At 71.6% G+C, this 22,941-nt stretch carries 20 protein-coding genes; 8 read left to right on the forward strand and 12 right to left on the reverse strand.

Annotated features, from left to right (window positions below):
* Window positions 1–58: 58 nt before the first annotated feature.
* Together HS104_39025 and HS104_39030 are read right to left on the reverse strand one after the other, a co-directional pair.
* On the reverse strand, window positions 59–2,383 hold the full coding sequence (locus HS104_39025; protein ID MBE7485953.1) for a VCBS repeat-containing protein: 2,325 nt from the start codon (window positions 2,381–2,383) through the stop codon (window positions 59–61).
* 31 nt (window positions 2,384–2,414) lie between these two features.
* On the reverse strand, window positions 2,415–3,164 hold the full coding sequence (locus HS104_39030) for a hypothetical protein (protein ID MBE7485954.1): 750 nt from the start codon (window positions 3,162–3,164) through the stop codon (window positions 2,415–2,417).
* Window positions 3,165–3,280: 116 nt separating this feature from the next.
* Here HS104_39030 and HS104_39035 point away from each other — a divergent pair, with 116 nt between their 5' ends.
* On the forward strand, window positions 3,281–3,829 hold the full coding sequence (locus tag HS104_39035) for a hypothetical protein (GenBank protein MBE7485955.1): 549 nt from the start codon (window positions 3,281–3,283) through the stop codon (window positions 3,827–3,829).
* Window positions 3,830–3,906: 77 nt separating this feature from the next.
* Here HS104_39035 and HS104_39040 read toward each other — a convergent pair whose 3' ends face one another.
* Genes HS104_39040 through HS104_39050 form a run of 3 tightly spaced genes read right to left on the reverse strand, consistent with a single transcriptional unit; the run spans window position 3,907 to window position 6,650 of the window.
* Complete coding sequence (locus HS104_39040; GenBank protein MBE7485956.1) at window positions 3,907–5,028, reverse strand: FecR domain-containing protein; 1,122 nt, start codon at window positions 5,026–5,028, stop codon at window positions 3,907–3,909.
* On the reverse strand, window positions 5,025–5,669 hold the full coding sequence (locus HS104_39045; protein MBE7485957.1) for an RNA polymerase sigma factor: 645 nt from the start codon (window positions 5,667–5,669) through the stop codon (window positions 5,025–5,027). Before HS104_39045 ends, HS104_39040 begins: the two co-directional genes overlap by 4 nt.
* A gap of 39 nt (window positions 5,670–5,708) precedes the next feature.
* Window positions 5,709–6,650 carry a hypothetical protein gene (locus HS104_39050; protein MBE7485958.1) on the reverse strand — a complete coding sequence of 314 codons (942 nt, stop codon included), beginning with the start codon at window positions 6,648–6,650 and terminating at the stop codon, window positions 5,709–5,711.
* 62 nt (window positions 6,651–6,712) lie between these two features.
* Between HS104_39050 and HS104_39055 the strand changes: the two genes are divergently transcribed.
* Window positions 6,713–7,792: a hypothetical protein gene (locus tag HS104_39055; protein MBE7485959.1), complete on the forward strand. Its 1,080-nt coding sequence runs from the start codon at window positions 6,713–6,715 to the stop codon at window positions 7,790–7,792.
* 11 nt (window positions 7,793–7,803) lie between these two features.
* Here HS104_39055 and HS104_39060 read toward each other — a convergent pair whose 3' ends face one another.
* On the reverse strand, window positions 7,804–8,850 hold the full coding sequence (locus tag HS104_39060; protein ID MBE7485960.1) for a hypothetical protein: 1,047 nt from the start codon (window positions 8,848–8,850) through the stop codon (window positions 7,804–7,806).
* A gap of 101 nt (window positions 8,851–8,951) precedes the next feature.
* Between HS104_39060 and HS104_39065 the strand changes: the two genes are divergently transcribed.
* The 4 genes from HS104_39065 to HS104_39080 all read left to right on the forward strand — a co-directional run bounded on the left by HS104_39065 (window position 8,952) and on the right by HS104_39080 (window position 13,167).
* On the forward strand, window positions 8,952–9,848 hold the full coding sequence (locus HS104_39065; protein ID MBE7485961.1) for an amidinotransferase: 897 nt from the start codon (window positions 8,952–8,954) through the stop codon (window positions 9,846–9,848).
* Entirely contained in the window at window positions 9,841–10,623 is a 783-nt protein-coding gene (locus HS104_39070; protein ID MBE7485962.1) for a hypothetical protein, read from the forward strand. The genes HS104_39065 and HS104_39070 overlap by 8 nt, the downstream gene beginning before the upstream one ends.
* A gap of 140 nt (window positions 10,624–10,763) precedes the next feature.
* Window positions 10,764–11,813 (forward strand): NAD-dependent epimerase/dehydratase family protein, encoded by a 1,050-nt coding sequence (locus HS104_39075; protein ID MBE7485963.1) that lies wholly within the window; start codon window positions 10,764–10,766, stop codon window positions 11,811–11,813.
* An 88-nt stretch (window positions 11,814–11,901) separates the two neighbouring features.
* A complete protein-coding gene (locus tag HS104_39080) occupies window positions 11,902–13,167 on the forward strand; it encodes a hypothetical protein (protein MBE7485964.1) in 1,266 nt (421 codons plus the stop codon).
* A 667-nt stretch (window positions 13,168–13,834) separates the two neighbouring features.
* Here HS104_39080 and HS104_39085 read toward each other — a convergent pair.
* Both HS104_39085 and HS104_39090 read right to left on the reverse strand, forming a co-directional pair.
* Window positions 13,835–14,206: a hypothetical protein gene (locus HS104_39085; GenBank protein ID MBE7485965.1), complete on the reverse strand. Its 372-nt coding sequence runs from the start codon at window positions 14,204–14,206 to the stop codon at window positions 13,835–13,837.
* 40 nt (window positions 14,207–14,246) lie between these two features.
* Window positions 14,247–14,876, reverse strand: coding sequence for a hypothetical protein (locus tag HS104_39090; GenBank protein MBE7485966.1), 630 nt, complete (start codon window positions 14,874–14,876; stop codon window positions 14,247–14,249).
* A gap of 83 nt (window positions 14,877–14,959) precedes the next feature.
* Between HS104_39090 and HS104_39095 the strand changes: the two genes are divergently transcribed.
* Window positions 14,960–15,865, forward strand: a complete 906-nt coding sequence (locus HS104_39095) for a TIGR01777 family protein (protein MBE7485967.1) — start codon at window positions 14,960–14,962, stop codon at window positions 15,863–15,865.
* 1 nt (window position 15,866) lies between these two features.
* Window positions 15,867–16,898: a potassium channel protein gene (locus HS104_39100; GenBank protein MBE7485968.1), complete on the forward strand. Its 1,032-nt coding sequence runs from the start codon at window positions 15,867–15,869 to the stop codon at window positions 16,896–16,898.
* Between the two features lie 284 nt (window positions 16,899–17,182).
* Here HS104_39100 and HS104_39105 read toward each other — a convergent pair whose 3' ends face one another.
* From HS104_39105 to HS104_39120, 4 genes are all read right to left on the reverse strand, one after another.
* A complete protein-coding gene (locus HS104_39105) occupies window positions 17,183–19,051 on the reverse strand; it encodes a HEAT repeat domain-containing protein (protein ID MBE7485969.1) in 1,869 nt (622 codons plus the stop codon).
* A complete protein-coding gene (locus HS104_39110) occupies window positions 19,048–20,496 on the reverse strand; it encodes a hypothetical protein (GenBank protein MBE7485970.1) in 1,449 nt (482 codons plus the stop codon). The genes HS104_39105 and HS104_39110 overlap by 4 nt, the downstream gene beginning before the upstream one ends.
* 21 nt (window positions 20,497–20,517) lie before the next feature.
* Window positions 20,518–21,864 carry an NAD(P)/FAD-dependent oxidoreductase gene (locus tag HS104_39115; GenBank protein ID MBE7485971.1) on the reverse strand — a complete coding sequence of 449 codons (1,347 nt, stop codon included), beginning with the start codon at window positions 21,862–21,864 and terminating at the stop codon, window positions 20,518–20,520.
* Between the two features lie 165 nt (window positions 21,865–22,029).
* Entirely contained in the window at window positions 22,030–22,800 is a 771-nt protein-coding gene (locus HS104_39120; protein MBE7485972.1) for a carbon-nitrogen hydrolase family protein, read from the reverse strand.
* Window positions 22,801–22,941 lie beyond the last annotated feature (141 nt).

Genomic DNA, 22,941 nt, shown 5'->3' on the forward strand with positions numbered 1-22,941 from the left:
GGGCACGCGGCGCGCGGCGCCCGGAGCGGCGAGCGGGGCTGGGCGCGAGGGGGCCGCGTCAGCGCGGGACTTGGCCGCAGGCGACGCCCTTGTACAGGGCGGCGTTGTTCTGCTCCCAGCACTCCTTGCTCTGGGACTTCGGGTCGACCTTGACGAACACGTCGATGGTCTTGCCGCCGAGCTCGGCCTGGCACGAAACGACCAGACACTCGCCCACGCCGAGCGCGATGGGGATGGGCGCAGTGCAGAGCTCCTTGCCGGTCTCCGAGCCTTCGAAGAACGCGACCTCGGTGCCGCTGACCATGGGCAGCGTGCCGCGGTTGCAGACCTTGGCCTCGATGGTGGCGAGGGTGCCGTTGCACTTGACCGCGCCGACATCGCCGCCGGCGGTGAGATCCGGCTCGCCCAGCGCGTCGAGGCCGCCCTGCACGTTCTGGCGGAAGTTGTTCAGCTTGGCGTCCTTCCAGTTGATGGCCACGGAGCTGGTCTTGGGAGTCTCGCCGTGGTCACCGACGTGGGTGACCGCGTAGGCGTGCTGGTTCCAGACTGGGCGGGAGGCGGCCCAGCGATCCTGCTCGTCGCGCAGGATGACGATGCCGTGGTTCACCGAGAACTGCGCGGAGGGGAAGAGCGGATCGGTGGCGGGGCAGCCGAGGCTTCCGGCGTAGTCGTTCACGGCGGAGACGATCTCCGTGCGGTAGTCGCCGTCCACGTCGGCGATGACGGGGTTCTCGTAGGTGGTGCCGCTGGAGCGGGCGGCGCTGTAGAGGACCTTGCCGGTGGCGCCTTCGTACACGCGCACGAAGCACTCGTCCGCGTAGACCGCCTCCGCGGAGCCGTTGGCGTCGAAGTCGAAGACGCTGGAGCCGGTGACGTTGGAGCTCTGGTCCTGCGAGGGCTGCTGCCAGAGCACGCCGCTGGTCTTGGCCTGGCCCCCGCAGCCCGCCGCGCTGCCGCCGGCGAGGCAGTCGAAGTCGAAGACCACGTACTGCGCGCCGCCCGCGCTGGCGAACTCGCGCCGGCCGTCGCCGTCGAAGTCGGCGATGGTGGGGGGGCCGCCGGTGCCGCCGCCGGGGATGGCGACGGGGCCGAAGATGACGGTGCCCTCGAGGGTTTGGACGCGCACGCTGCCCGCGGCGACCACGACGATCTCGGCGCGGTCTTGGTTGCCGAACGCGGCGAGGGGGAAGTTGCCGAGATCGGCCACCGCGACCTGGCCCGCGGTCTTGCCGGTGGCGTTGAAGTAGGTCTCGGCCTTCCAGGCATTGGCGGTGGCGTCCCACTCGTGGATGGCGTTGCCCTGAACGAGCTCCATCTTCCCGTCTTCGTCCACGTCGGCGATGACGGGCACGTAGCCCTGGCTGTAGGCGGGGAAGCCGAGGGCGCTGGTCACGATGCAGCCTTCGTTGTCGTAGACCGTGGCGCCGTAGACGATCTCGGGTTTACCGTCGTCGTTCAGGTCGTGGATGCTGGGGCCGCTCCACTTCGCGGGGCCCGTCACGTCGGGCGCGGTGGGCGGGCCCTTGCCGCCGGTGCAGGTGCCGGAGCGCCACAGGCGCTTGAACGTCTTGGTCGCGGTGTCGAACTTGAACGCGAGCATGCCGCCGCCGTGGGCGGGGGCGATGATCTCGGCGCGGGCGTCGCCGTCGAGGTCGGCGACCGCGACGGACGAGGGCGCCATCACCTCGTCGCCGGGGCTGTTCATGCTGTGCTGCTGCGAGCAGTCCGAGCCGCTGACCACGCGCAGGATGCCGGGCTGCCCGTAGCTGCCGGAGGTGGGGAAGGTCGGGAAGACGATGGACGGGGAGAGCGTCTTCGGATCGCTGTCGAGATCGAAGTCGACCACCACCGGCGTGGCCATGACGTGGAAGTGGTTGGGGAAGGCATCGCCGGCGGGAGGCGCGGTCCAGCGGCACTGCACCGAGGGCACGATCTTGTCGATGCTGATGGCGACCTTGCACGTCTCGTCCTTGGTCTTCTCCTTGGGGACGCCGTAGGGGATGCACTGCCCGTTCAGGCAGTAGCTGTCGAACCAGCAGTCGTCGTTGCCGCTGCACGGGTCCTGTTCGACGGCGCAGTCGGTGCCGAGCGCGCAGAACTGGCCGGTGCCGCAGCACACTGCGCCGCACTGCTTGGCCGCCGGGCAGGCGTTGCCGTCGGTGAGCAGGCCGCCCGTGCCGCCGGCGGCGCCCCCGCCGCCGCTGCCGCCCTGGCCCGAGTCGCCGAGGGTGGTGCACTTGCCGTTGAGGCAGGTCTGTCCGGTGGGACAACCTCCGCCGCAGTCGCCGGCGACCGCTCCGCCGTCGCTGTCACCACCGCACGCGAACGCGATGGCGCTCGCCACCGCCGCCAAGACCAGCCCGGGGAGAACCTTGCGCCGCATGCCCCGAGGCTAGCTCGGAAGGCTCATCCCGTCAGCCCTGGCACTTGTGCTCTTGCACGTCGCAGGTCTGCCCCTGGTCGCAGTGCGTGTCGTTCGTGCACTCGACGCAGCGTCCGTTCTGCGGGTTGCAGGCTGGATCCCCGCCGCCGCCGCAATTTTCGTCGGTCAGGCACTCGACGCACTCCTTTGCTTCGACGTTGCAGTACGGGCGGTCGCCGCCGCACTGCGCGTTGCTGGAGCAGGAGGTCGAGATGCAGTGATGGTCGCTGCAGGTCGGGGTGGCGCTGGGGCAGTCGGAGTTTTGCATACACTGCCGGCACTCGCCGTCGAGGATGTCGCAGATGGGCGAAGCCGCGCCGCAGTCGTTGTCGGACTTGCACTCGACGCAGCGATCGATGGCGGCGTTACAGAACGGATCGCCCCCGCTGCAGTCGGCGTCGCCTTGGCAGCGCACGCATACGCCGCGCTTGTCCGAGCAGATGGGGTTGTCGCCGCTGCACTGCGCGGCCGAGGTGCAGGTCGCCTTGCACTGCCCGGTGACGCCGTCACACACGGTGCCGGCATCGGTGCAGTCCGTGTTGCTGGAGCACTCGACGCAGCGCCCTTCCAGACAATACGGTTCGTTGTTGCCCTTGCAGTCGGCGCTCACCTTGCACTCGGCCTGGTTGCCGAGCCCGAGGCCGCCGTCGTCGTCGTCACTGCCACACGCGAAAGCGAACGTGAGCGCCAGGAAGGTGGCGCCGACGCCGCGCAAGCCAGACCAAGTCTTCAGGGAATGCATGGGTCTCCTTGGAGCGCCGCATGGGCTCCTTGGGGGGGTAGTAACCGGAGCGGAGGAGCGGCAGGCAGGAGCGAATCGGCGGCAAGCGCCCGCGTTCGCGCTATGCTTCGGGCCAGATGCGCTGGCTCGTCCTCGCGACCTTCCTCGCGGCCTGCGGCAGCGACCAGGAGCTGGCGCTCCTGCCGGCGAGCGGGGACGCGGGGGCCACGGGGGGCAGCGGTGGAGCCACGGGAAGTGGCGGCGCGACGGGCGGGTGCACGAGCTCCGCCCAGTGCTCGGGGGACAAGCTGTTCTGCAACGTGGCGCTCGGCCGCTGCGTGGCCTGCCTGGTTCCGGAGAACTGCAAGGAGGCCGGCAAGGCCTGTGATCCCGGCGGCGAGTGCCGCGAGGCCTGCACGGGCGAGGCCGAGTGCACGCCGCTCGGCAAACACTGCGATCTGCCCACGGGGACCTGCGTCGAGTGCGGCAACGACGCGCACTGCTCGAGCGGTGACGAGCCACTCTGTGTGCTCGGCAAGTGCAGGCAGTGCAAGGGCGACCCGGACTGCGCTTCGAGAGCCGACAAGCAGTTCTGCTCGCAGGAGAGCGAGTGCGTCGAGTGCCTCAGCGACGGGCACTGCGAGTCGGGCCAGACGTGCGATCTGGCCGAGCACCACTGCGAGTGAAGCGTCGCACTTGCGGTTGACGTGAGGCATCCTGCACGAAGCGAGTGGGCCGCGAGCGTCACTGCGAGTGAAGGGTCTCACTTGCCGGAGGGCTCGATCGCCACACCGCGGGCTTCGTCACGGGCCGCGCCGCTCTGGTTGTCCAGCAAGTAGCGGCGAGCCTCGCGCGCGGCTTCGGCGTGCTGGCCCAGGCGCTTGAGCGTGCGGAAGCGCTCGACGCGGGCCTCGGGCGCGAGCGGGCTCTGGGGGTACTGCGCGAGCAGCTGGTTCAGGTGAGCGAGCGCCGTGCGGTCGTCGCCGCTGCGGCGCGCGGCGGCGGCGGCGGCAAACAGGCGGTTCTGCTCCGCGAGCGCCGAGGCGTCGTTCGCGGCGTGCTTGACCGACGGCTTGGCTGCTGCGTGCTTGTCCGGTGCAGTCGGAGCGGAGGCAGGTGCAGGCGCAGGTGTGGGCTCGGGGGCGGCGGCCTTCTCCTCCTTCGGCTGCGAGCTCCAACTCTGGCCCGGAGCCAGGAAGACCTCGGAGCCGCCCTGCTCCACGGAGACCCGGCCTTCGCTCACGCTCACCTCGGTGAAGGTGCCGGCGCCGTCGTGGCGCTTCGTGACGCGCACGACGAAGGCCGTGCCGTGCACGGTCACCCGCGCGTCGGGCGTCAGTACACGGAAGCTGCCGCGCTCGCCCAGCGGCGGGACGCGCAGCGCGACCTCGCCGATGCCGAGCTCGAGCTGCTCGCTGCCCGCCGCTACGCTCGACAGGGTGACGCGCGTGCTCGGCGCGACGCTCGCCTCAGCGCCGCTGCCCAGGCGGAGCGTCGCGCGGGCGTCGGCCACGGTGCTGACGACGTCGCCGGCGCCCAGCGCCCGATCGGCGTTCACCGCCGGAACGTGGGACTCCGCGCCGCGACTGACCAGCACGCCCGGCGTGCTCGGTCGCAGGCTGGCGCTCGGGGTGGCGCTCCGCGCGCCAACGCCGCGCCAGAGACCACCGACCAGGAGCGCGACGACCGCTGCCATGGCCACGACCGCCGCGATGCGGCCGCTCCGCTGCTTGCGCTCGCGCTCGAGCTTCGACTCGCGGATGGTGCGCGCGAGCTGGCTCACCACACGCGCCCGCCGCTCTTCGCCGTCCTGGCTCTCTTCCACCGGGATCGGCGCGCGAGCCCAGCTGCGGAGCAGGTCCGGCGTGGAGGGACGATCGGTCACGAGCGACCTGCCTTCCCGGTCCCCATGCGATCCATCAGCTCGTGACGCCCGCGCACGAGGCGCGACTGCGCGGCAGCGATGCTGACACCGGTGAGGGCGGCGATCTCGGCCAGGTCGTGGCCGAGGACGTCGTGCAAGAGCAGCGCCTCTGCGCGGGCGGGGCTCATCTCGGCGAGCTGGGCCCGGACCCGATCGAGCTCGCGGCGCAGCGTGGCCTCGCGCTCGGGGTTGTCGATGCCCGCCGTCGACTCCGGCGCGTCCACCTCCGAGCGGTCGAACACACCCCGCTCGCGACGCCGAGAGCGCAGGGCGTTCAAGCCGACGTGGGTCGCCACGCTCGAGGCCCAGGTGCGCAAGCTGCAAGCGCCGGCGAAGCGCCGGTTGGCCAGCGTCTTGACGATCTGCTCGAACGCCGACTGCACTAGATCTTCGTGATCCGACTCACGGCGCCCGAGCACGCGGTAGAGCGTCTGATCCACCGTGGTCACCAGCCGGTCGTAGAGCTCCCCGGACACCGCTCCATCGCCGCAGACCACCGCCTCGATGATCTCTGCGTCGCCCAGGGGCGCCCGCGCGGGGGCGCTCGCCGGCGCGTCGGGCACCGGGCGAAGCCACGGCTTGTTGCGCCGAGCGGGGCTCATCGTGGATAGGGTAACCGGCGCGGCGGCCGGCAGGCAGGGTCAGAACAGCCGCAGCCGGGCGCCGAGCGATAGCGCCCATGTGAGCGGAGGTGCGCGGCCGACCGCCTGGTTCTCCAGCGTGATCAGCGTTCCTTGGCTGATCGCGCTGATTTCGGCCGCGGCGACGAGCACGCCCCAGTCGCCCAGGGTCGGGCCGGCGCCGAGCACCAGGCGCATCCCGGGGTACCAACGACCCGCGTCGTCGCGCCGCGCCCCGCCGACCGAGGCCTCGATCCGCTCGAGCACGGCTTCGCCCCGACCTTCCAGCCTGAGCCACGGGATCGGCCGATAGTGCAGGCCGAGCCCCAGCGACACGCCGAGCCAGCGAGCCTCGACGTCGCGGTCGTCGGCGGCGCGGGCGACATAGCGCGCGGCGATCGAGCCCAGCACCGGGAAATCGGGGACGTCGTAGATCGCGAGGGCCCCGGCTCCCAATCGCCAGATCCCGTCGTCGAGGGCCGGACCCGCGATGGCATCGACGCCGAGCCACAGGCGGGTAGCGTCGCGGGTCGGCTCCGGTGCGGGTGGCCTCGTTGGCGGCGAGGGCGCTGGCGCCGGTGTCGGGTTGGGCGCCGGCTTCGCTGGCGGCGGCGTCGAGGGCTTCTCTTGCTCCGCTTCGCGCTCGGCCTCACCCACCAGCGCGCCGACCACCAAGCCCACCGCGCGCCAGCGCTCGGGCTCCGGATCCGATGCTTTGAACTCGAGGCGCCGGCTGACCCAGCGGTCTCTTCCCGCCCGGGTCGTGCCGATCTCGACGCGGGCCTGACGCCGCTCCGGGTCCCATGACACGATCACGACCGCGCGGGCGCCCGCCTCGGTGGTGACTCCGGCGCGGCACTCGCCGTCGGCCACCGCTTCGGTGCAGGCACGCACGAGAGCGGCTGCGTGGGGTGAGGCCGAGTCGGCCGGGCCGAGCTCGATGACGACGGGAGGGAGCGGCATGCCTGCGAAAGTCTGGCTCGGTTACCACCCCAGGGCGCCGAACTCTAACCAAAGGGGCACCAATGATCGCTCGCGGCTTCGCCTTCGCATCGCTTCTGGGGGTTTTCGCTTTCGCCGCGTGCGGCGGCGACGACGGATCGACGTCCACCGGCTCCGGGGGATCCGGAGGCTCCGGTACCGGCGGCGCGGGCAGCGGTGGAACGGCGGGCGACGCGTCGGCGACCGGAGGCACCGGCACCGGAGGCACTGGCACCGGAGGCACCGCCGGCACGGGTACCGGCGGCACCGGCACGGGCGGGGCGGGCACGGGTGGCACGGGCACCGGCAACTGCGGGCTCTGTCCTGGCGGGTTGCCCTTCTGCGACCCGGCCACGAACCTCTGCGTCGAGTGCGCGAACGACGGCCACTGCGCAGGCAACGGCGTGTGCGATCAAGCGACCAAGCAGTGCGTCGAGTGCAGCGCCGACAAGGACTGTCCGACGGGGCAGAAGTGCGCGCCTTCGAAGCCGTGCAACAACGCCTGTGGAGACGGCGGCGCCACCTGCGGCGGCGGCAACCCGGTGTGTGACAACGGTGTTTGCGTCGAGTGCAGCAGTGACACCCAGTGCGCCAACACCGGCAACCCGTTCTGCAACACCACCACCAAGTCGTGTGTGGACTGCAAGACGAACACCGACTGCACGCAGGCCGGGCAGTCGCAGTGCACCTCGACCGGCCAGTGCGTGCAGTGCGTGAGCGACGCCAACTGCCAGAACGGGCAGAAGTGCAACACGGTCACCAACGACTGCGTGGAGTGTCTGACCAACGCCAACTGCCCGACCGGGCAGTCTTGTTCGCCCGGCGGTGAGTGTCAGCCCACCTGCACCTCCAACGCCAACTGCACCCAAGGCGGGCAGCCGGTGTGCAACACCCAGGCGGGGATCTGCGTGGAGTGCGTCTCCAACACCGACTGCACGGACCAGGGTACTCCGGCGTGCGTCGCCGCGACGGGTCGCTGCGAGGAGTGCACCGCCGACACCGACTGCAAGGACACGCAGAAGCCGCACTGCCTGACGGGCGAGTACAAGTGCTCGGAGTGCAACGCGAGCTCGCAGTGCCCGACCGGCGAGGTCTGCATCGACGGAGAGTGTCAGGGCAACTAGGCCGACCAGATCTAGAGCTGCTTCTTCCTCACGTAGAAGAAGTCTCGCTCGGCGACGTCGGCCACGTAGCTCCTCTTGGTGTGGACGAGCTTCGGGACCAGCGTGCTCTTGACCTCGAGCTTGCCGTCGTCGTTCTTCGCGTAGAAGTTGAAGCGCGTGTAGCTCCAGTTGATGTCGAGCTGCGCAGCCGTGGTGGCGCCGGCGGCGCGCATCGCCAGCTCGAGATCCTTGGGCTCGACCCACTCGCCCAGCCCGAAGAACATCACGCGGCCGCTCGGGTCGATGCCCAGCGCGGTGCGCCGGATCTCGAACTTGCCCTCGGCGGACAGTCCCCACTTCTTGTGATCGCTGCGCACGGCCGCGTGCGGCTCGCCTTTGTGGAGCAGGCAGGGCGGCGTCTGGCGGTAGGCGGAGAGCTCGGCGACGCTCGGCGCGAGCTCCTCCCAGGGCGCGACCTTCACCGCCCCGCTCTTGGTGATGGCGATGGTGCAGGCGCCCTCCCGCGGAGGCAGGAACTCGGCCCCGTCGAGCATGGCGCCGAACTTGCCGTGCTTGGTCATGAAGCCGCCGTTGAACGCGGCCAGCAGCCGCGCATGATCCGCGGAGGGCACCAGGCCGTGGCGCTTGTCCGCGGGCGCGGTCTTGCTCTCCGGTTCCCGAGCGCCGGCGACCCAGACCAGCTCGCTGCGCGCGAGGTCGAAGGCGATCACCACGACCTCGACGTCCTTGCGGATGGGATGCGGGTGAAGCGTGGTCTTGAGCGCGAGGGCCTCGCCTTCGGACTCGCCGACCTCGGGCACGGGCTTCCACTCGCCGTCGCCGGGCCGTGCGGAGCGCTTGTGGGGCGGGGCCACGCTGGCGAGGGTGAACGGCTTCCTCGCAGGCGCTGGGTCGGCGGGTCGTGCCGTCGCCTCGGAGGGCGCGGGCTCGGCCGCGGCGCTCGCGGGGCTCGGAGCCGGTGCGGGGGCGCTCGGCGCCGGGGTCATCGGCTCGGGCTGGGCAGCGGGGCCGCAGGAGCTCGCGGCGAAGAGGGCCAGGGCGGGGAGCAGGGCACGCATGCGCTCCGCGAACGGTACGGCGAGTCGCGCTTTTCGGCCAATTTGGTCGGAGCGAGGCTGCCGAATAGACTCGGCCCGTGACGAACCGCGACGTTTACCTGATGTCCCCGCCCGACGGTCGCTGGGCGCTGCGCGGGCGCGCGAACTTCCGCAGCCAGGCCGCCGCGCCCGTGGCGCCGCTGCGGGCGCGCAAGGAGTGGCTCGCTCTGGCCGAGGCCATCGAGGCGGCGGGCGCGACGGTGGTGGTCCTACCCCCCGGCGACGAGACCCTGACCGGGTTGCCCTACGCGGCGGAGGCCGGCCACGTGCTGCCGCCCAAGGCCCCGGGCGAGAGGCCGCGCTTCCTCCTGCCGCGCATGTTCGCGCCGCACCGCGCGCGCGAGCGCGAGCACTGGGAGCCCTTCGCGCGCTCGCTCGGCTTCGAGGTCATCGATCCGGGCGCTGGGACCTGGGAGGGGCAGGGGGACGTCGCGTCGTTCGACGGCGCCACGCTGCTCTTCTACGGTGGCCGCACCGATCGCGCCGGGCTCACCGCCGCCCTCCAGCACTTCGACGGCGAGGTGCTGGTGCTCGAGCTCCGCCAGCCGGCCTTCCACGGCAACATGGCGGTCTTGCCGCTGCCCGCGGCCGACAAGATGTTGGTCTGCCAGGAGGTGCTGGTGGGCGACGGGCTCGAGCGCCTGGTCGAGCGCTTCGGGGGCGCGCGCCTCGAGCCGGTGAGCGAGGACGAGATCCGTTGCTACGCCACCAACGGCCTGCCCATCGGAAAGCGCTGGCTCGCGCCCAGCGTGGTCCCGAAGCGGGTGAAGGACCGCGTCGCGGCCCTGGGCATGCAGGTGATCGAGCTCGGCATGGGCGAGCTGTGCGAGAAGGCCGGCGGGGCCTCGCGCTGCCTCGTCTGCCACGCGCCCGGAGTGCGGGATCTGCTGCGCATCCCCGAGGACAGCAGGCTCGCGGCCGTCCGCGCCGACATCCTCGGAGAGCCCGACGATGGATGAGCTGGCCCGAGACTTCTTCGCGCGCCACACCGAGGTGAAGCTGGCCGCGCTGGGCTCGCAGGCGAACCGAGACTCCCTCGACCTCACGCCCGCTGGCTGTCCTGCGACCTTCTACGCCGCCGAGCAGCACCCCACCTTGGTCGAGCGCTACCGCGACGCGAACGCGCTGGCGTTTCCCGGTGATCTCACCCTGCCGGGCTGGGTGCTCTCCGACCTCTACCTCCTGCCCGGCGCCATCGGGCTCCTGGTCTGCCCCGGTCGCTTCCTGGACGTGCCGACGCGCAAGCGCCTGAACCTTCAGCCCGACGACGTGGCGATCGCCGCTGCCTACTACGCCGCCCCGACCGTGGAGCCCGGCACCTTCATCGGGGTCTCCCTGCTCAGCCTGGTACCGAAGATCCTGGCCGGCGCCTGGGTCAAGGCGCTCACGCTGAAGATCATGCGCGCAGAGCGGCTACGCGGCGTCGCGCAGTGGGCGAGCCCGGCCGTGCGCGTCCACACGCGCATGGGACCGCTACGCGTCGTCTCGTCCGTGCCGGGCACCCACGAGTTTCGCGCCAAGAGCTTCGTGTACGAGAGCGATCTCACCGACGCCGCGGCCTGGACTGGCGCGATGGCCCGCCGTCCCGCGGGACCCTTCTCCGAGAAGATCCCGGCCACCGACGCCGAGCGCCTCGCCACCTTGTGCGCGCGCGCCGAGGCCGGCGAGCGCATCTTCGTGGTCCCGCCGGGGCTCGACGCCTCGGGGAACGTGCTGATCCGGTACGAGAGCTGAGCCGCGGCCCGGCGGACGCGAGCCACCGCTGTGCCGTTTCCGTGCGCTCGGTCCCTACGATCGCCGCCCGCACAATCTGCGATTGCGCCGCGAAGCCCCTGCGGCGGATTGTCGCGACGCTGGGTGTGAAGGAGGAGGCGATGCGTGTATTCGTGACGGGGGCGAACGGGCACATCGGTAGCCACGTGGTGCGGGCGGTGCACGAGGCTGGCGCTTCCGCCATTGCGTTCGTGCGCCCGGGCTCGGACCGCCGCGCGCTCGACGGAGTCCCGTGCGAGGTACGGGAGGGGGACTTGCTCGACGCCGCGTCCGTCGAGCGCGCCATGCAGGGCGCCGAAGCCGTGATCCACGTCGGCGCCGTGCATCGCAACATGACCCCGGATCCCGAGGACATCGTGCGCCCTGCCGTCGAGGGCACGCGCGCGGTGCTCGACGCCGCCGACAAGCACGGCGTCCGGCGTGTGGTGCTCACCAGCAGCGGCGCCACCGTCGGCTTTGCCAAGGACCCCGTGAAGCCACTGGACGAGAGCGCTCGTCAGGAGCGCACCGAGAGCCCCTACATTCGCGGCAAGGTGGAGCAGGAGCGGCTGGCGCTCGAGCGCGCCGCCCGCGGCGGCCCGGAGGTCGTCGTGCTCAACCCGAGCGGCGTGTTTGGCCCGCGCGACTACCGTCTCACCCCTGCCACGCGCGCGCTGGTGGGGCTGCTCTCGGGGGACCCGGCGTTCCTCGGCGTGTGTTTCACGGACGTCCGCGACGTGGCGCGCGCCCACGTGATCGCCCTCGAGAAGGGCCGTCCAGGCGAGCGCTACCTGATCACGGGCGAGCTCGCGACGCCCCAACAGGTGGCCGCGCTCTTCGACGAGGTCGGCGGCGTGCGCCCCTCGGTGTTCCGCCCGCCGGGGTTCCTGCTGCGGTTCATCGCAGGAAGGGCCGAAAAGAAAGCCGCGCGCGAGGGCTCCGACCCGCCGGTCACTCGCGCAGCCCTCGCCGACCTGGACGGAGGTCACCTGCTCTACGACTCCGCGCGCTCCAAGTCGGAGCTCGGCATGACCTACCGCGGCGCCAAGGACGTGCTCACTGACTCGTTCCGCTGGCTGCTCTTCGTGGACGCGCTGAAGCCGAAGGTCGCCGCGAAGGTGCGCGCGAAGCTGGGTCCCGCCGCGGCGCCGGATCCCGACTGGAGGCAGTAGAGGATCCGGGCGGCGCCCGAGCGCGCCAGGGAGCTGCTTCCTGGGTTGCAGCTTGGCCGCTGGGCGCTGCTGGCGTAGTTTTCTTGGCGTGAAGACCCTCGCGCTCCTCGTGGCGGCGTCCCTGTCGCTCTCGTTCGGTGTGGCCTGCGGCAGCGGCGGCTCCAGCGAGAGCTCGACCGACGCCGGGCAGGGCGGCGCCGGAGCGGGCGGCACGTCCGGGACCGGCGGCTCGAGCGCCAGCGGCGGCAGCGGCGGCAGCGGCGGCAGCGGCGGCAGCGGCGGCAGCGGCGGCAGCGTCGCATGCCCGAACTGCCAACAAGCTGGCGCCGAGTGCGGGTTCTTCACCAACGCCTGCGACGAGACGCGAAACTGCGGGGACTGCCCCAACGGCGAGACCTGCGGTGGCGACGGCGTCCCCAACAAGTGCTCGTGTACGCCCAAGACTTGCGCGGCGCTGGGCGCCGAGTGCGGGAATCCCAGCGACGGCTGCTCGGGGACCGCGACCTGCGGTGGGTGTCAGGCGCCCGAGACCTGCGGCGGCGCGGGCACACCGTTCAAGTGCGGTTGCACGCCGAAGAGCTGCTCCCAGCTCGGCAAGGACTGCGGCACCACCGACGACGGCTGCGGCGGCAGCATCTCCTGCGGCACCTGCGTGGCGCCCGCGAGCTGCGGCGGCGGCGGGACCCCCAACGTCTGCGGTTGCACGCCGACGACGTGCGCGGCCGTGGGGGTGCAGTGTGGCAGCTACCCGGACGGCTGCGGCGGAACGCTGACCTGCGCCGGCTGCACCGGCACCAACTGGTGCGGCGGGAGCGGGACCCCCAACCAGTGCGGCTGCACCAGCAGCGCGACCGCAGGCCCGAGCAGCCCGAAGCTCGGCGCGGCCAACGCCAGCATCGGCACGCGCCAATGGAGCAACCCGGGCAACATCGTCGCCGCCGACAGCAGCGTCGCGCAGATCTCCGCCATGGTCGGCGGCGAGATCAGCCAGTACCTGGTCGCCAGCAACTTCGGGTTTCAGATCCCGTCCTTCGCGACCATCACCGGCATCCAGGTGGAGTGGCGGCGCGGAGCGTTGAGCGGAGTCGGACTGAAGGACCACGCCATCCGCATCGTCAAGGGATCGACCATCTTGGCGACCGACAAGAGCGCCGCCGGTACCTGGGGCACCGCGCTGAGCTACGCGAGCTACGGCGGCCCCGGCGATCTCTGGGGCTCCACCTGGACGGCGGCGGACGTCAACAGCGCGGACTTCGGTGCCGCGCTCAGCGTACGCTACGACACCGCGGGCAACGACTGGCCCCGGGTCGACCACGCGCGTGTCACCGTCTACTTCACGGTGGCGTGCCAGTAGGCTCCGACCTCCGTTCCTCGCGCCGCCGCCCCCGGTCCGCGACGTGGTGAGGGGTGCGTCGCCGCAAAAGTGTGCGGTCGGGCGTTCGGGAGGGCACGCGACCCGATGCAGCTCGAAGCTCGAAGGAGGGGTGTCCCACGCGAGCGAAGTGTGCGGTTGGGCGTGCGGTTGGGCGTGCGGGGAAGGACGCGAGTCGATGAGGCTCGACAGAGGGAGGGGGTCCCACGCGAGCGAAGTGTGCGGTTGGGCGTGCGGTTGGGCGTGCGGTTGGGCGTGCGGGGAAGGACGCGCGACTCGATGAGGCTCCGACAGAGGGAGGGGGTCGTCCCGCGCGCGCGAAGTGTGCGGTTGGGCGTGCGGTTGGGGGTGCGGTTGGGCGTGCGGGGAAGGACGCGAGTCGATGAGGCTCGACGGGCTCGGTGGGCGCGCACGGGCTCGACGGTCGCGACGGAGGCGACAGGCTCGATGGGCGCGACGGGCGCGACGGGCGCGACTGGCGCGCACGGGCGCGACGGGCTCGGTGGGCGCGCACGGGCTCGACGGTCGCGACGGAGGCGACAGGCTCGATGGGCGCGACCGGCTCGGTGGGCGCGCACGGGCGCGACGGGCAGAGTGGGCACTTTGCTGGGCCGCGACGCGCTACGCGCCCGTGATCAGTGGTGCGAGATCAGCGATAAGCCTGGCCGAGCTCGTCGAGCTTCCAGGATTCGCGCAAGAAGTCGAGCAGGGTCTGCTCGCGTCCCTGGATGCAGTCGGCCTGCGCGACGCCGAGCACGAGCCCGTAGATGCGTTCGCGCGCGTCGGGGCTCCGGATGGTGGCGGCGGCATCGCGGATGGCCGCCTCGTCCGGGAGCTGCCGGCCCGCTTCGTCCACGAGCTGCCAGAAGGTCTTCTCGCCGAAGTCCGAGGCGAGCTCTTCCAGGGCCTCCTGCTCTTCGTCGGAGAACTTGCCGTCCAGGCGCACGAGCATGCGCAGGAGCCCGGCCAAGACGAGCTGCTCGTTCGCGGCGAGGCTGCGCGCGCCGCTCGTGTCGTTCACGCCGCTCACGCGGTCACCGCCCAGATCGCCGGCACCGCCGTCACGCGCCCGGCGGCCAGAGGTTCTGCACGACGTCGGCGAGCTTCTGCACCGTCTTCGGCTTCATGCCGGCGGCCGGGTGCGGCCAGGCGAAGGTCTTCGCCGCCACCTGGTTGCACGAGAACGAGATCAAGACGTCGTTCGACGGGCCACCCGAGGAGAACGCCAGGCCCATCTCCGCGTACATGCAGGCCGCGTGGTTGTTGTCGAAGTTGCTGTCGTTGCCCAGGATCTTGCCGAGCTCTTCCTTCAGATCCTCGTCGATGACCTGGGTCTGGCTCAGGATGCGGAAGCCGTGGAAGCGCGGCGTGGTGTCCTGAACCGGGGCCGGCGCGACGGCGCCCTGCTGGGGGTTCAGCATGCCCGGCGGGAGCAGGCCCGGCGGGATGAGCGCTTGCAGACCCTGCGCGCCTTGCTGCACCCAGGTGCTGATCTCGGGCGGCAGGCCCGGCAGCATGCCCGGCGCCGCCGGCGCCGCCGCGGCGGCGGCCGGAGGCTCGTAGTTCTGGAGCCGGAAGGCGGTCAGGTTGGCGGTCTTGAGGGTGTCGAAGGGAGGTGCCGGCTTGCCCGCGCAGCCCATGGTGGCGGACGCGGCGAGCACTGCGACACCCAGCAACGAAGCCTTGGTCATGGCCGTTTTCGTAGACTCGATTTGAAGCCCCGTCCAGCTACGCGGGCAAAACCCCGGCCAAAAGAAGTGGTACACCGGGACTCGTGGCGAAAAAACGCATCCTCGTCACGGGGGCGACCGGGTTCATCGGTTCGGCGCTGGTGCGCTTCCTCTCCGCGGAGGGGGCGCAGGTCACCGTGGTGGTGCGCAAGCCGGAGCAGCTCGCGGGCTTCGAGAGCGCCGTCCGCCCCGTGCTCTGGGACGCGCTCGGGTCGGTCATTTCCGAGGCGGACGCGGTGGTGCACCTGACCGGCGAGCAAGCCGTGGGCGTGCGTTGGACCGAGAGCACCAAGCAGCGCATCTTGCAGAGCCGAGTCGAGACCACGGCACGCGTGGTCTCGGCGCTGAAGGCCGCAGAGCCGCGGCCGCGCGTGCTCGTGTCGGCGTCGGCGGTCGGTTACTACGGCGCGCGAGCGGGCGACGAGCGCGTGGACGAGACTGCCGGTGCGGGGACGGACTTCTTGGCCGAGGTCTGCGCGCGTTGGGAGGCCGCGGCGCGGGAGGCGGAGGCGCTGGGCGTGCGGGTGGTCTTGGCGCGGCTCGGCATCGTCCTCGACGCCGGGGGTGGCGCGCTCGCGGAGATGGCCAAGCCGTTTCGCTTGTTCGCCGGCGGCCCCATCGGCAGCGGCGAGCAGGTCGTGTCCTGGGTCCACCGCGCCGACGCGGTCACCATGCTCGCGCGCGCGGTCGACGACGAGGGCCTGTCCGGTCCGGTGAACGTCGTGGCGCCCGAGGCGCTGACGCAGGCGGAGCTGGCGCGGGAGCTCGGCCGCGCCTTGGGCCGGCCGTCTTGGCTGCGGGTGCCGGCCGCCGCGCTGCGCGCGCGCTTCGGCGAGGGGGCGGACCCGCTCCTGACCGGGCAGCGCGTGGTCCCGGCGAAGATGAAGGCGGCCGGGTACGTGTGGCAACATCCGGACATCCAGGGCGCGCTTCGCGCTGCGCTCGGCTGACATGGCGCCCGTCGTCGATCCCTCCGTCAAGCGGGTGCTGTCGGCGATCCTGCTCTTGAACCTGGTGATCGTCGCTGGCGGAACGGTCGTCTGGTCGCTCGGCGGCGGGACCTGGAGCTTCTGGGACACCGTCTACTACGCGGTCTACACCGTATCCACCGTCGGCTTCTCGGAGCTGCCCGGCACCGAGTCCCACACCGGCGTGCGCCTCGCGACCGGCGTGCTGATCATGTGCGGCCTCGGCGCCATCGCCTTCTTTCAGTCCACGCTCACGGCGCTGCTCATCGAAGGCGTCATTGGGCGAGCGTTTCGGAGACGACGCATGCAGAAGAAGATCCAGGCATTGCGCGATCATTTCGTGGTGGCGGGCTGCGGCCGCACCGGAAAATACGTGGTCGAGGAGCTGGCGAGCACCAAGCGCCCTTTCGTCGCCGCCGATCGCGACGAGACGGCGCTGGCGCGCCTGAACGGCGAGCTCGGCGGCGGGCTGCTCTACATCGTGGGGGACGCCACCGAGGACCACACGCTGGTGGACGCGGGCGTGAAGCGCGCGGCGGGTGTCTGCTCGACGCTGGCGGACGACCGCGACAACTTGTTCATCACGCTGTCGGTGCGGACGCTGAACCCCGACGCGCGCATCATCTCCAAAGCGGTCGAGATCGAGAACGAGGTGAAGCTGGTGCGCGCGGGGGCGGACTCGACGGTGAGCCCGAACCGGGTCGGCGCCCACCGGCTCGTGAGCGAGCTGGTGCGACCGGAGGCTACGGCCTTCCTGGATCACCTGCGGGTGGACAAGGACTTGAACTTCGAGTTCGTGGAGATGCCCGAGGAGTCCCGCTGGGCCGGCAAGACCCTGCGCACCATCCCGATCCGGCAGCGCACGAACCTCTTGGTCCTGGCGCTGCACGAGGAGGACGGCACTTACGTCTACAACCCCGAGCCCGATCAAGTGGTGAAGGCCGGTTCGCGCTTCATCGTGATCGGCGAGCACAAGAACGTGGACAAGCTGCGGGAGCTGCTCGAGCAGAAGTAGCGGGCGACTCGAGCTTCGCTCCTTCGCGCCAAGCGCTTGCGGCCGCGCCCTGCCTGCTTCGCGGTACTCGTCGAGACCCGCCCAGGAAGCGCTCGGCGAATACCTCCACCTGACGACGGAGTGCGCCGGCCCACCCCTCCGGGTATCCCCCTCCGGGGACTTCCAAGGGTCGTCGCGAAGCGCGTTCGCCGGCATTCTCGTGGGTCTCGATCTCAGTGGTAGATCGCGACACCCGAGGGTGCTTCCTTCGGTCGTCTGCTCATGTCGAGACGGCGAGAGTCGAGTCAGAGCGAGAGCCCCCGCGCGCGGAGCACGTCCGATAACGTCGCCTTGAGCTCGCGGGAGGCGTCCGGGAAGGCGGCGCGCGCCACCTCGACGAAGCGGTTGCCACGTCCGGCCTTGAGCGCGTCGGCCACGACCTGCCGCTCCTCCGGCCCGCCGTGCTCGAGCACGCCGAGGACCAGCTCCGCTGCCTCGAGCGCGTCGATGCGCGCGATGGAGCGCAGCGCCGCCAGCCGCGCGTCCAGCCGAGTAGAGCTGCGGTAGATGCGGGAGAGCGGATCGAAGGCGTGGTCGAAGCGCAGGCGCTCCAGGGCCGCGACCGCTTCTTTCACCACCCCGGGATCCGGATCGACGAGCGCGCGCTCCAGCGTGATGAAGGTGCGCTTGTAGTAATAGCGGGAGAGCGCGCGCACCGCGGCGAGCCGGACGCCGGGCAGGTCGCTGCCGTAGAGCGTCTCGAGGGGCGAGAGCACGCCGTAGAGGCCGATGGGCGCCAGCTGCTCGGCGACGATGCTCTGGGCCTTGGCGGCCTGGCCGGGGGGCGCGTTCTCGGCGCCGAGGGCCGCGAGGCGGGCGACCAGGGCGGTGCGCCGGGTGATGCGGTCGCTGTCCTCGGAGGGGTCGAGCAGCACGTCGGCGCAGGCCTCGCTGGCGCTGCCGCGGGCCTCCCACTCGAGCAGGTCCACGTGCCAGACGTCGGGCGGGCCCACGTGCTCGCCCAGGCGCTCGTCGCGCAGGCTGGCGTCGATGGGCGTGTCGCGCGCGTCGGTGTAGCGCTTCGCGGCCCGGGCGTAGTGCTCGCGGCGCGAGGACTCGACGTCCAACGCGGCGAGCTGGGAGTAGATCTGCCCGACCTTGGTGTACTGCCCGGCCTCGGCCTGGGCGAGCAGGCCGGCCACCAGCGCGTTCTCCACCAGGTTCGTCGGGCCCTGGCGCTTCGCGGTCTGCTCCGCGACGCTCGCCCACAGCTCGGCCTGCGTCAGCGTGCCCCGCGACGCCACCCGGTGCAGGCCCTGGCGGCGCGCGTAGTCGGTCATCTCGCGGCACAACGTCGCTGCCGCGGAGTGCTCGCCGGCGAAGCTCGCGAGCTTGATCGCGTGCTCGTAGAGCCGGAGCGCGTGGTAGCGCAGGTTGTCCTCGGTCAGGACGCGGATGGCGTTCACGCAGCCTTCCAGCACGTGCTCGAAGGTGTCCGTGGCGGAGCCGATCTCGATCAGCACGTGGTAGCAGTCGAACGCGCGCTCCCGCTGCCCCATCGACTCGAAGCGGTCGGCGGCCTCCTCCAGCCGGTGTACCGCCGCCATGGTCGCCTCGCGTGCGCCGCGGGCGTCGTTCGCCAGCCGGCACATGCGCGCCAGGTTGAAGCGGCAGAGGCCGGCGGCGTAGCGGTCGGAGCGCGCGCTGTCGACGAGCTGCGCGAGCCGCGACCAGAGCGCGCGGGCGGCGTTCACGTCGTTCGCCCGCTCGTTGCACACCGCGGCGCGCGCCAGCTGGCCCGCCTGCTCCAGCTCGCCCGCCGCGCGCTTGAAGTGTTTGGCCCGCTGAGAGGCGTCGGCTTCGGCCCAGGACATGAACGTGCGTGCGCGGTCCACGGCCGGCACGCGCTCGAGCAGCTTGGTCTGGTGCGAGACGTCGCCGGTGTACCAGGCCGCGCTGAGCGCGGCGCGGTGCTCTCCCGCCCGCTCCAAGGCGTCCGTCAGCAGCATCACCGCGGCGGAGTAGCTCTGCTCGCGCGCGTGGCTGACCAGGAGCGAGGCCAGCAGCGTCTCGAGGGCGTCGCCCCAGCGGCCGCGCTCGGCCTGCTGGCGCGCCTTCGAATAGGCGTCCTCGATGGAGCCCGGCGCCGAGAGCTTCTCGAACAGCCGGATCACGCCGTCGCCTCGCGCTTCGGGCCGTCGCTGCCCAGGATGCGCCGCGCCTCCTTGGCGCGGGCCGAGCGGCTGGCGAGCGCCGAGTGATCCACCACCCAGTGCGCGTCGAGCAGGTCGAGGTAGTCGAGGTCGAGCTCACCCGCCGAGGGCAGCATGAACAGCCCGCTCACCTTGGCGCGCCGGCCGATGGCGGCCATGACGTCTCGCGGCACGTAGAGCGCGCCGTGCGTGAAGATGTGTACCACCGGCTCACGGGGATCGCGCGTGGAGGCCAGGGCCAGCGTGCGCTCCACCTCCGCGAACACCCGCGACGGATTGCGGCCCCGCTCCCCGCGAAACGAGAGCAGGTAGGCCACCGGCAGCTGACCGGCGCGGGCGGCGTGGGGCTCGTACAGCCGCGAGTCGAAGAAGCGGAAGGTCACGTCTTCGCCCGAGAGGAGCAGCTTCTTCGCCGAGGCGATGGCCATGCCCCGCGCGAAGGTGGCGCGCTCGCCGCGCATGCTCGCGGAGGCGTCGATCAAGAAGTGGTGGATGCGGCGCGCCTCGTCGTGGGCCTGCTCGCGGGCGTAGTAGAGCACCTCGTCGTCGGCCATGCGGCGCATCAGCTCGTCTTGGTCCCAGGCCAGCTCCGTGAGCACGAGCCCGTCGATGCTGCCCTTGCGTGCCAGGCCCGAGTAACCGAAGGCTGCGTGGGTGCTGGCGCCGGGCCGCGCCTTCGACTCCAGCACGCTGGGCAGGATCTCGAGGGAGAAGTCCACCACGTCGTTGGCCTCCGGCGCGCCGAGCACGCCGAGCAGATCCACCTGCGCGAGCGCGCCCTGGCCTGCGTCCCCGCCCAACATGCCGAAGAGCTGGAGCGTGTCCAGGTCCAGGGCGTCCACCAGCGTCAGCACGTAGAGCCGCGCCTCGGTGAGCCGCGTCAAAGCGTCCACGTCGAAGCCGCGGCTCACCGCCCGGAGCAGCGCCGGCAGCTGCGGGTCGATGCCGTCGAGCAGCGAGGCCTCGAGGGGCACCGAGACGGGATACGGCGGCGCGATGCGGATGCGCTGGGCCACGGTGCCGAGGATCCGGGCCAGGAGCACCGCCATGATGTCGTCGGTCATGCGCAGCGAGCGCGCGCGCCGCGCCGTCTCGCTCCCGGCGATCTCCTCGATCATCTGCCGGTAGCCGACGAAGAGCGCGGGCGGGGCGCCGGTCACCTCGACCGCGACCTCCGGCTGGGCCCGGGGTCCGAGCTCGAGCTGCTCGTTGGGGCAGGCGAGCACGAGGCCCACGTCGTGCACCACTGCCAGGGGGACGCGCACACCGAGCCGCTCGAGGTCCCGCTGCCAGCGCAGCGCGCGCAGCGCCAGAGTCGGCGTGTGCGGGCGCACCACCGAGAAGCCGAGGGAGCCCAGGGGACCCGCCACCGCGGGGTCGTTCGCCAGCTCGCGCGGGACGGCCATGTGGCGCCACTCTAATACAGCTCAGCCACCCGAGCGCGGGGGCTCGTCGCTGGCGAGCGCCTTGGGCTCGGCGTGCCCGGCGATCACCGGCAAGAGATCCCACGACCGCTCGCCGGTGATGAGCCGCGCGCCGCGCTTGTAGGTCACGTAGTTCCAGAGCCAGTTGGCCAGCACGCTGACGCGGTTGCGGAAGCCGATCAAGAACCAGATGTGGATGAAGAGCCAGGCGCACCAGGCGAGAAAACCGCTCATCCGGAGCGAGCCGTTCATGGCCTGGGCCACCGCGCGGGAGCGCCCGATGGTGGCCATCACGCCCTTGTCCACGTAGCGGAAGGGTTTGCCGCGCTTGCCGCCGCCGGCGATCAGCTTGCCGACGTAGCGGCCTTGTTGCAGCGCCACCGGGGCCAGGCCCGGCAATGGCGCTGCGTCCCCCTCCTGCACCAGGTGAGCGATGTCGCCGATGGCGAACACGTTCGGGTGCTCGGGCACCGAGCAGTCGGTCCCCACGATGACGCGGCCAGCCCGGTCGAGCTCGGTGCCCAGGGTGCGCGCGACGCCGCGGGCCTTGACGCCCGCGGTCCAGAGCACCGTCGCGGCGTCGATGCGCTCGCCGCCCGCCACGCTCACGCCGCGCCCGTCGATGGCCTCGACGGAGGTGCCGACGCGCACCTCCACCCCGAGCTCCACCAGCTGGCGCAGCGCCCGCTTGCTGAGCTTCGGATCGAAGCCGCCGGAGAGCAGCCGGTCGCTGCGCTCCACCAGCACGATGCGCGCGATGCTCGGGTCGATGGTGCGGAAATCGTCGGCCAGGACGGTGCGCGACAGATCGCTGAGGGCGCCCGCCACCTCGACCCCGGTGGGCCCGCCGCCGATCACCACGAAGGTGAGCAGGCGCTGGCGGGCCACCGGCTCCGCTTCGCGCTCCGCGGCCTCGAAGGCGAGCAGCACGCGACGCCGGATCTCCAGCGCCTCGTCCAGATCCTTCAGTCCGAGGGCGTGGGGCTTCCACTCGCGCTCCTTGTCGAAGTAGTTGGTGCGGGCGCCGGCCGCGATCACCAGGTAGTCGAAGGGGAGTGCGCTGCCGTCGTCGAGCACGCAGCGCTTCCCCGCGAGGTCGATGCGCGTGACCTCGCCAAGCAGCACCCGGGCGTTGTCCTGGTGCCGGAGCACCGTGCGGATGGGGTAGGCGATGTCCGCTGGCGACAGGCCCGCCGTGGCCACCTGGTAGAGCAGCGGCTGGAACAGGTGGTGGTTCGAGCGATCGACCAGCGTCACCTCCGCGCTCGCGCCGGCGAGGGCGCGGGCCGCAGCGAGCCCGCCGAAGCCGCCGCCGACGATCACCACCTTGTCAGGGCTTTTGTCCGCCATCCGCCGCCTTGGCCTCGTACCCCAGGCAGCGGAGCACGGGAAGCGGCGGGTATTTGGGGTACTTCGGCTCCGAGCGGGAGCGCTCGCACAGCCAGAAGGCGCTCTTTCTCGAGCTTTGCACGAGGCGCGCGTGGCGGCAGCTCGCGCACAGCCCCGGCTCCGCCATCAGCCCTGCTTCCAGAAGAAGCCGCGCTCGATGCGGTCCTGGCGGAAGCGACCGAGGCGCTCGAAGTCGAGCTCGAAGGCGCTGGCTCCGGCCGCCGCGATGGGCTGGAAGAAGCGCTCCGGATCGAGCTCGGTCGGATCGGCGAGGCCGCCGACCCCGCTTGTGAAGAGCATCGGCAGCTCCGAGGGGTGACCCCAGTCGCTGACCCCGACGAAGGTGCCCATCTCGTAGGCCCGGGCGATGGCCAGGTGACGCCACAGCGCTCGGGAGTAGTCCGGAGTCGGCTTGCGACTGACCGAGAGGGCCGGCACCAGGACCACGTCGGGCAGGTGCTCGGCCTGGTGGAACAGATCCGAGAACCAGAAGTCGGCGCAGATCAGCACCATGAAGCGCCGGCCCGCGATGCAGAATTCGCCCGGGCGGGCGCCGCCGCGGACCGTGGCGCGCTCGCTCGCGTACGGGCGGACCTTCTCGTATTCGCCGAGCAATGCCCCGTCCGGCCCGACTGCGATGCCGGTGTTCACCTGCTCCCCGTTCCGCTCCTCGTGGTGGGAGCCGCCCACCACCGAGCAGCCGAGCTCGGCCGCGATCCGGCGGACCGCGTCGGTGTACTCGCGTCGAGAGTGCGTGAGCGTGACGCGCTCCGGCAAGAGCAGCACGTCGCTGGGCCCGGGCGTGAGCCCCGCGGCGCCGAGCGCCGCCCGAACCGCGCCGAGGTTGTCTGCGCCCTCGACGTGTCGCAGCTGAGGCTGCACCAGAATGAGTCGCATCGGGAGGACTCTAACTCCCCTCGCGTTGCGCGCTCTCGACGCCTCGAAGAAGCCGCTGCGGCAGCGTTCCTTCGAGGGTACCCGCGAAGCGTGACCTGCGAGAAGGTCGCGACTCGTCCCACGGACGAGGAGGCATCCGCC

The organism is Polyangiaceae bacterium (genome assembly GCA_015075635.1).
In the GTDB taxonomy this organism is placed as follows: domain Bacteria; phylum Myxococcota_A; class Polyangia; order Polyangiales; family Polyangiaceae; genus JADJKB01.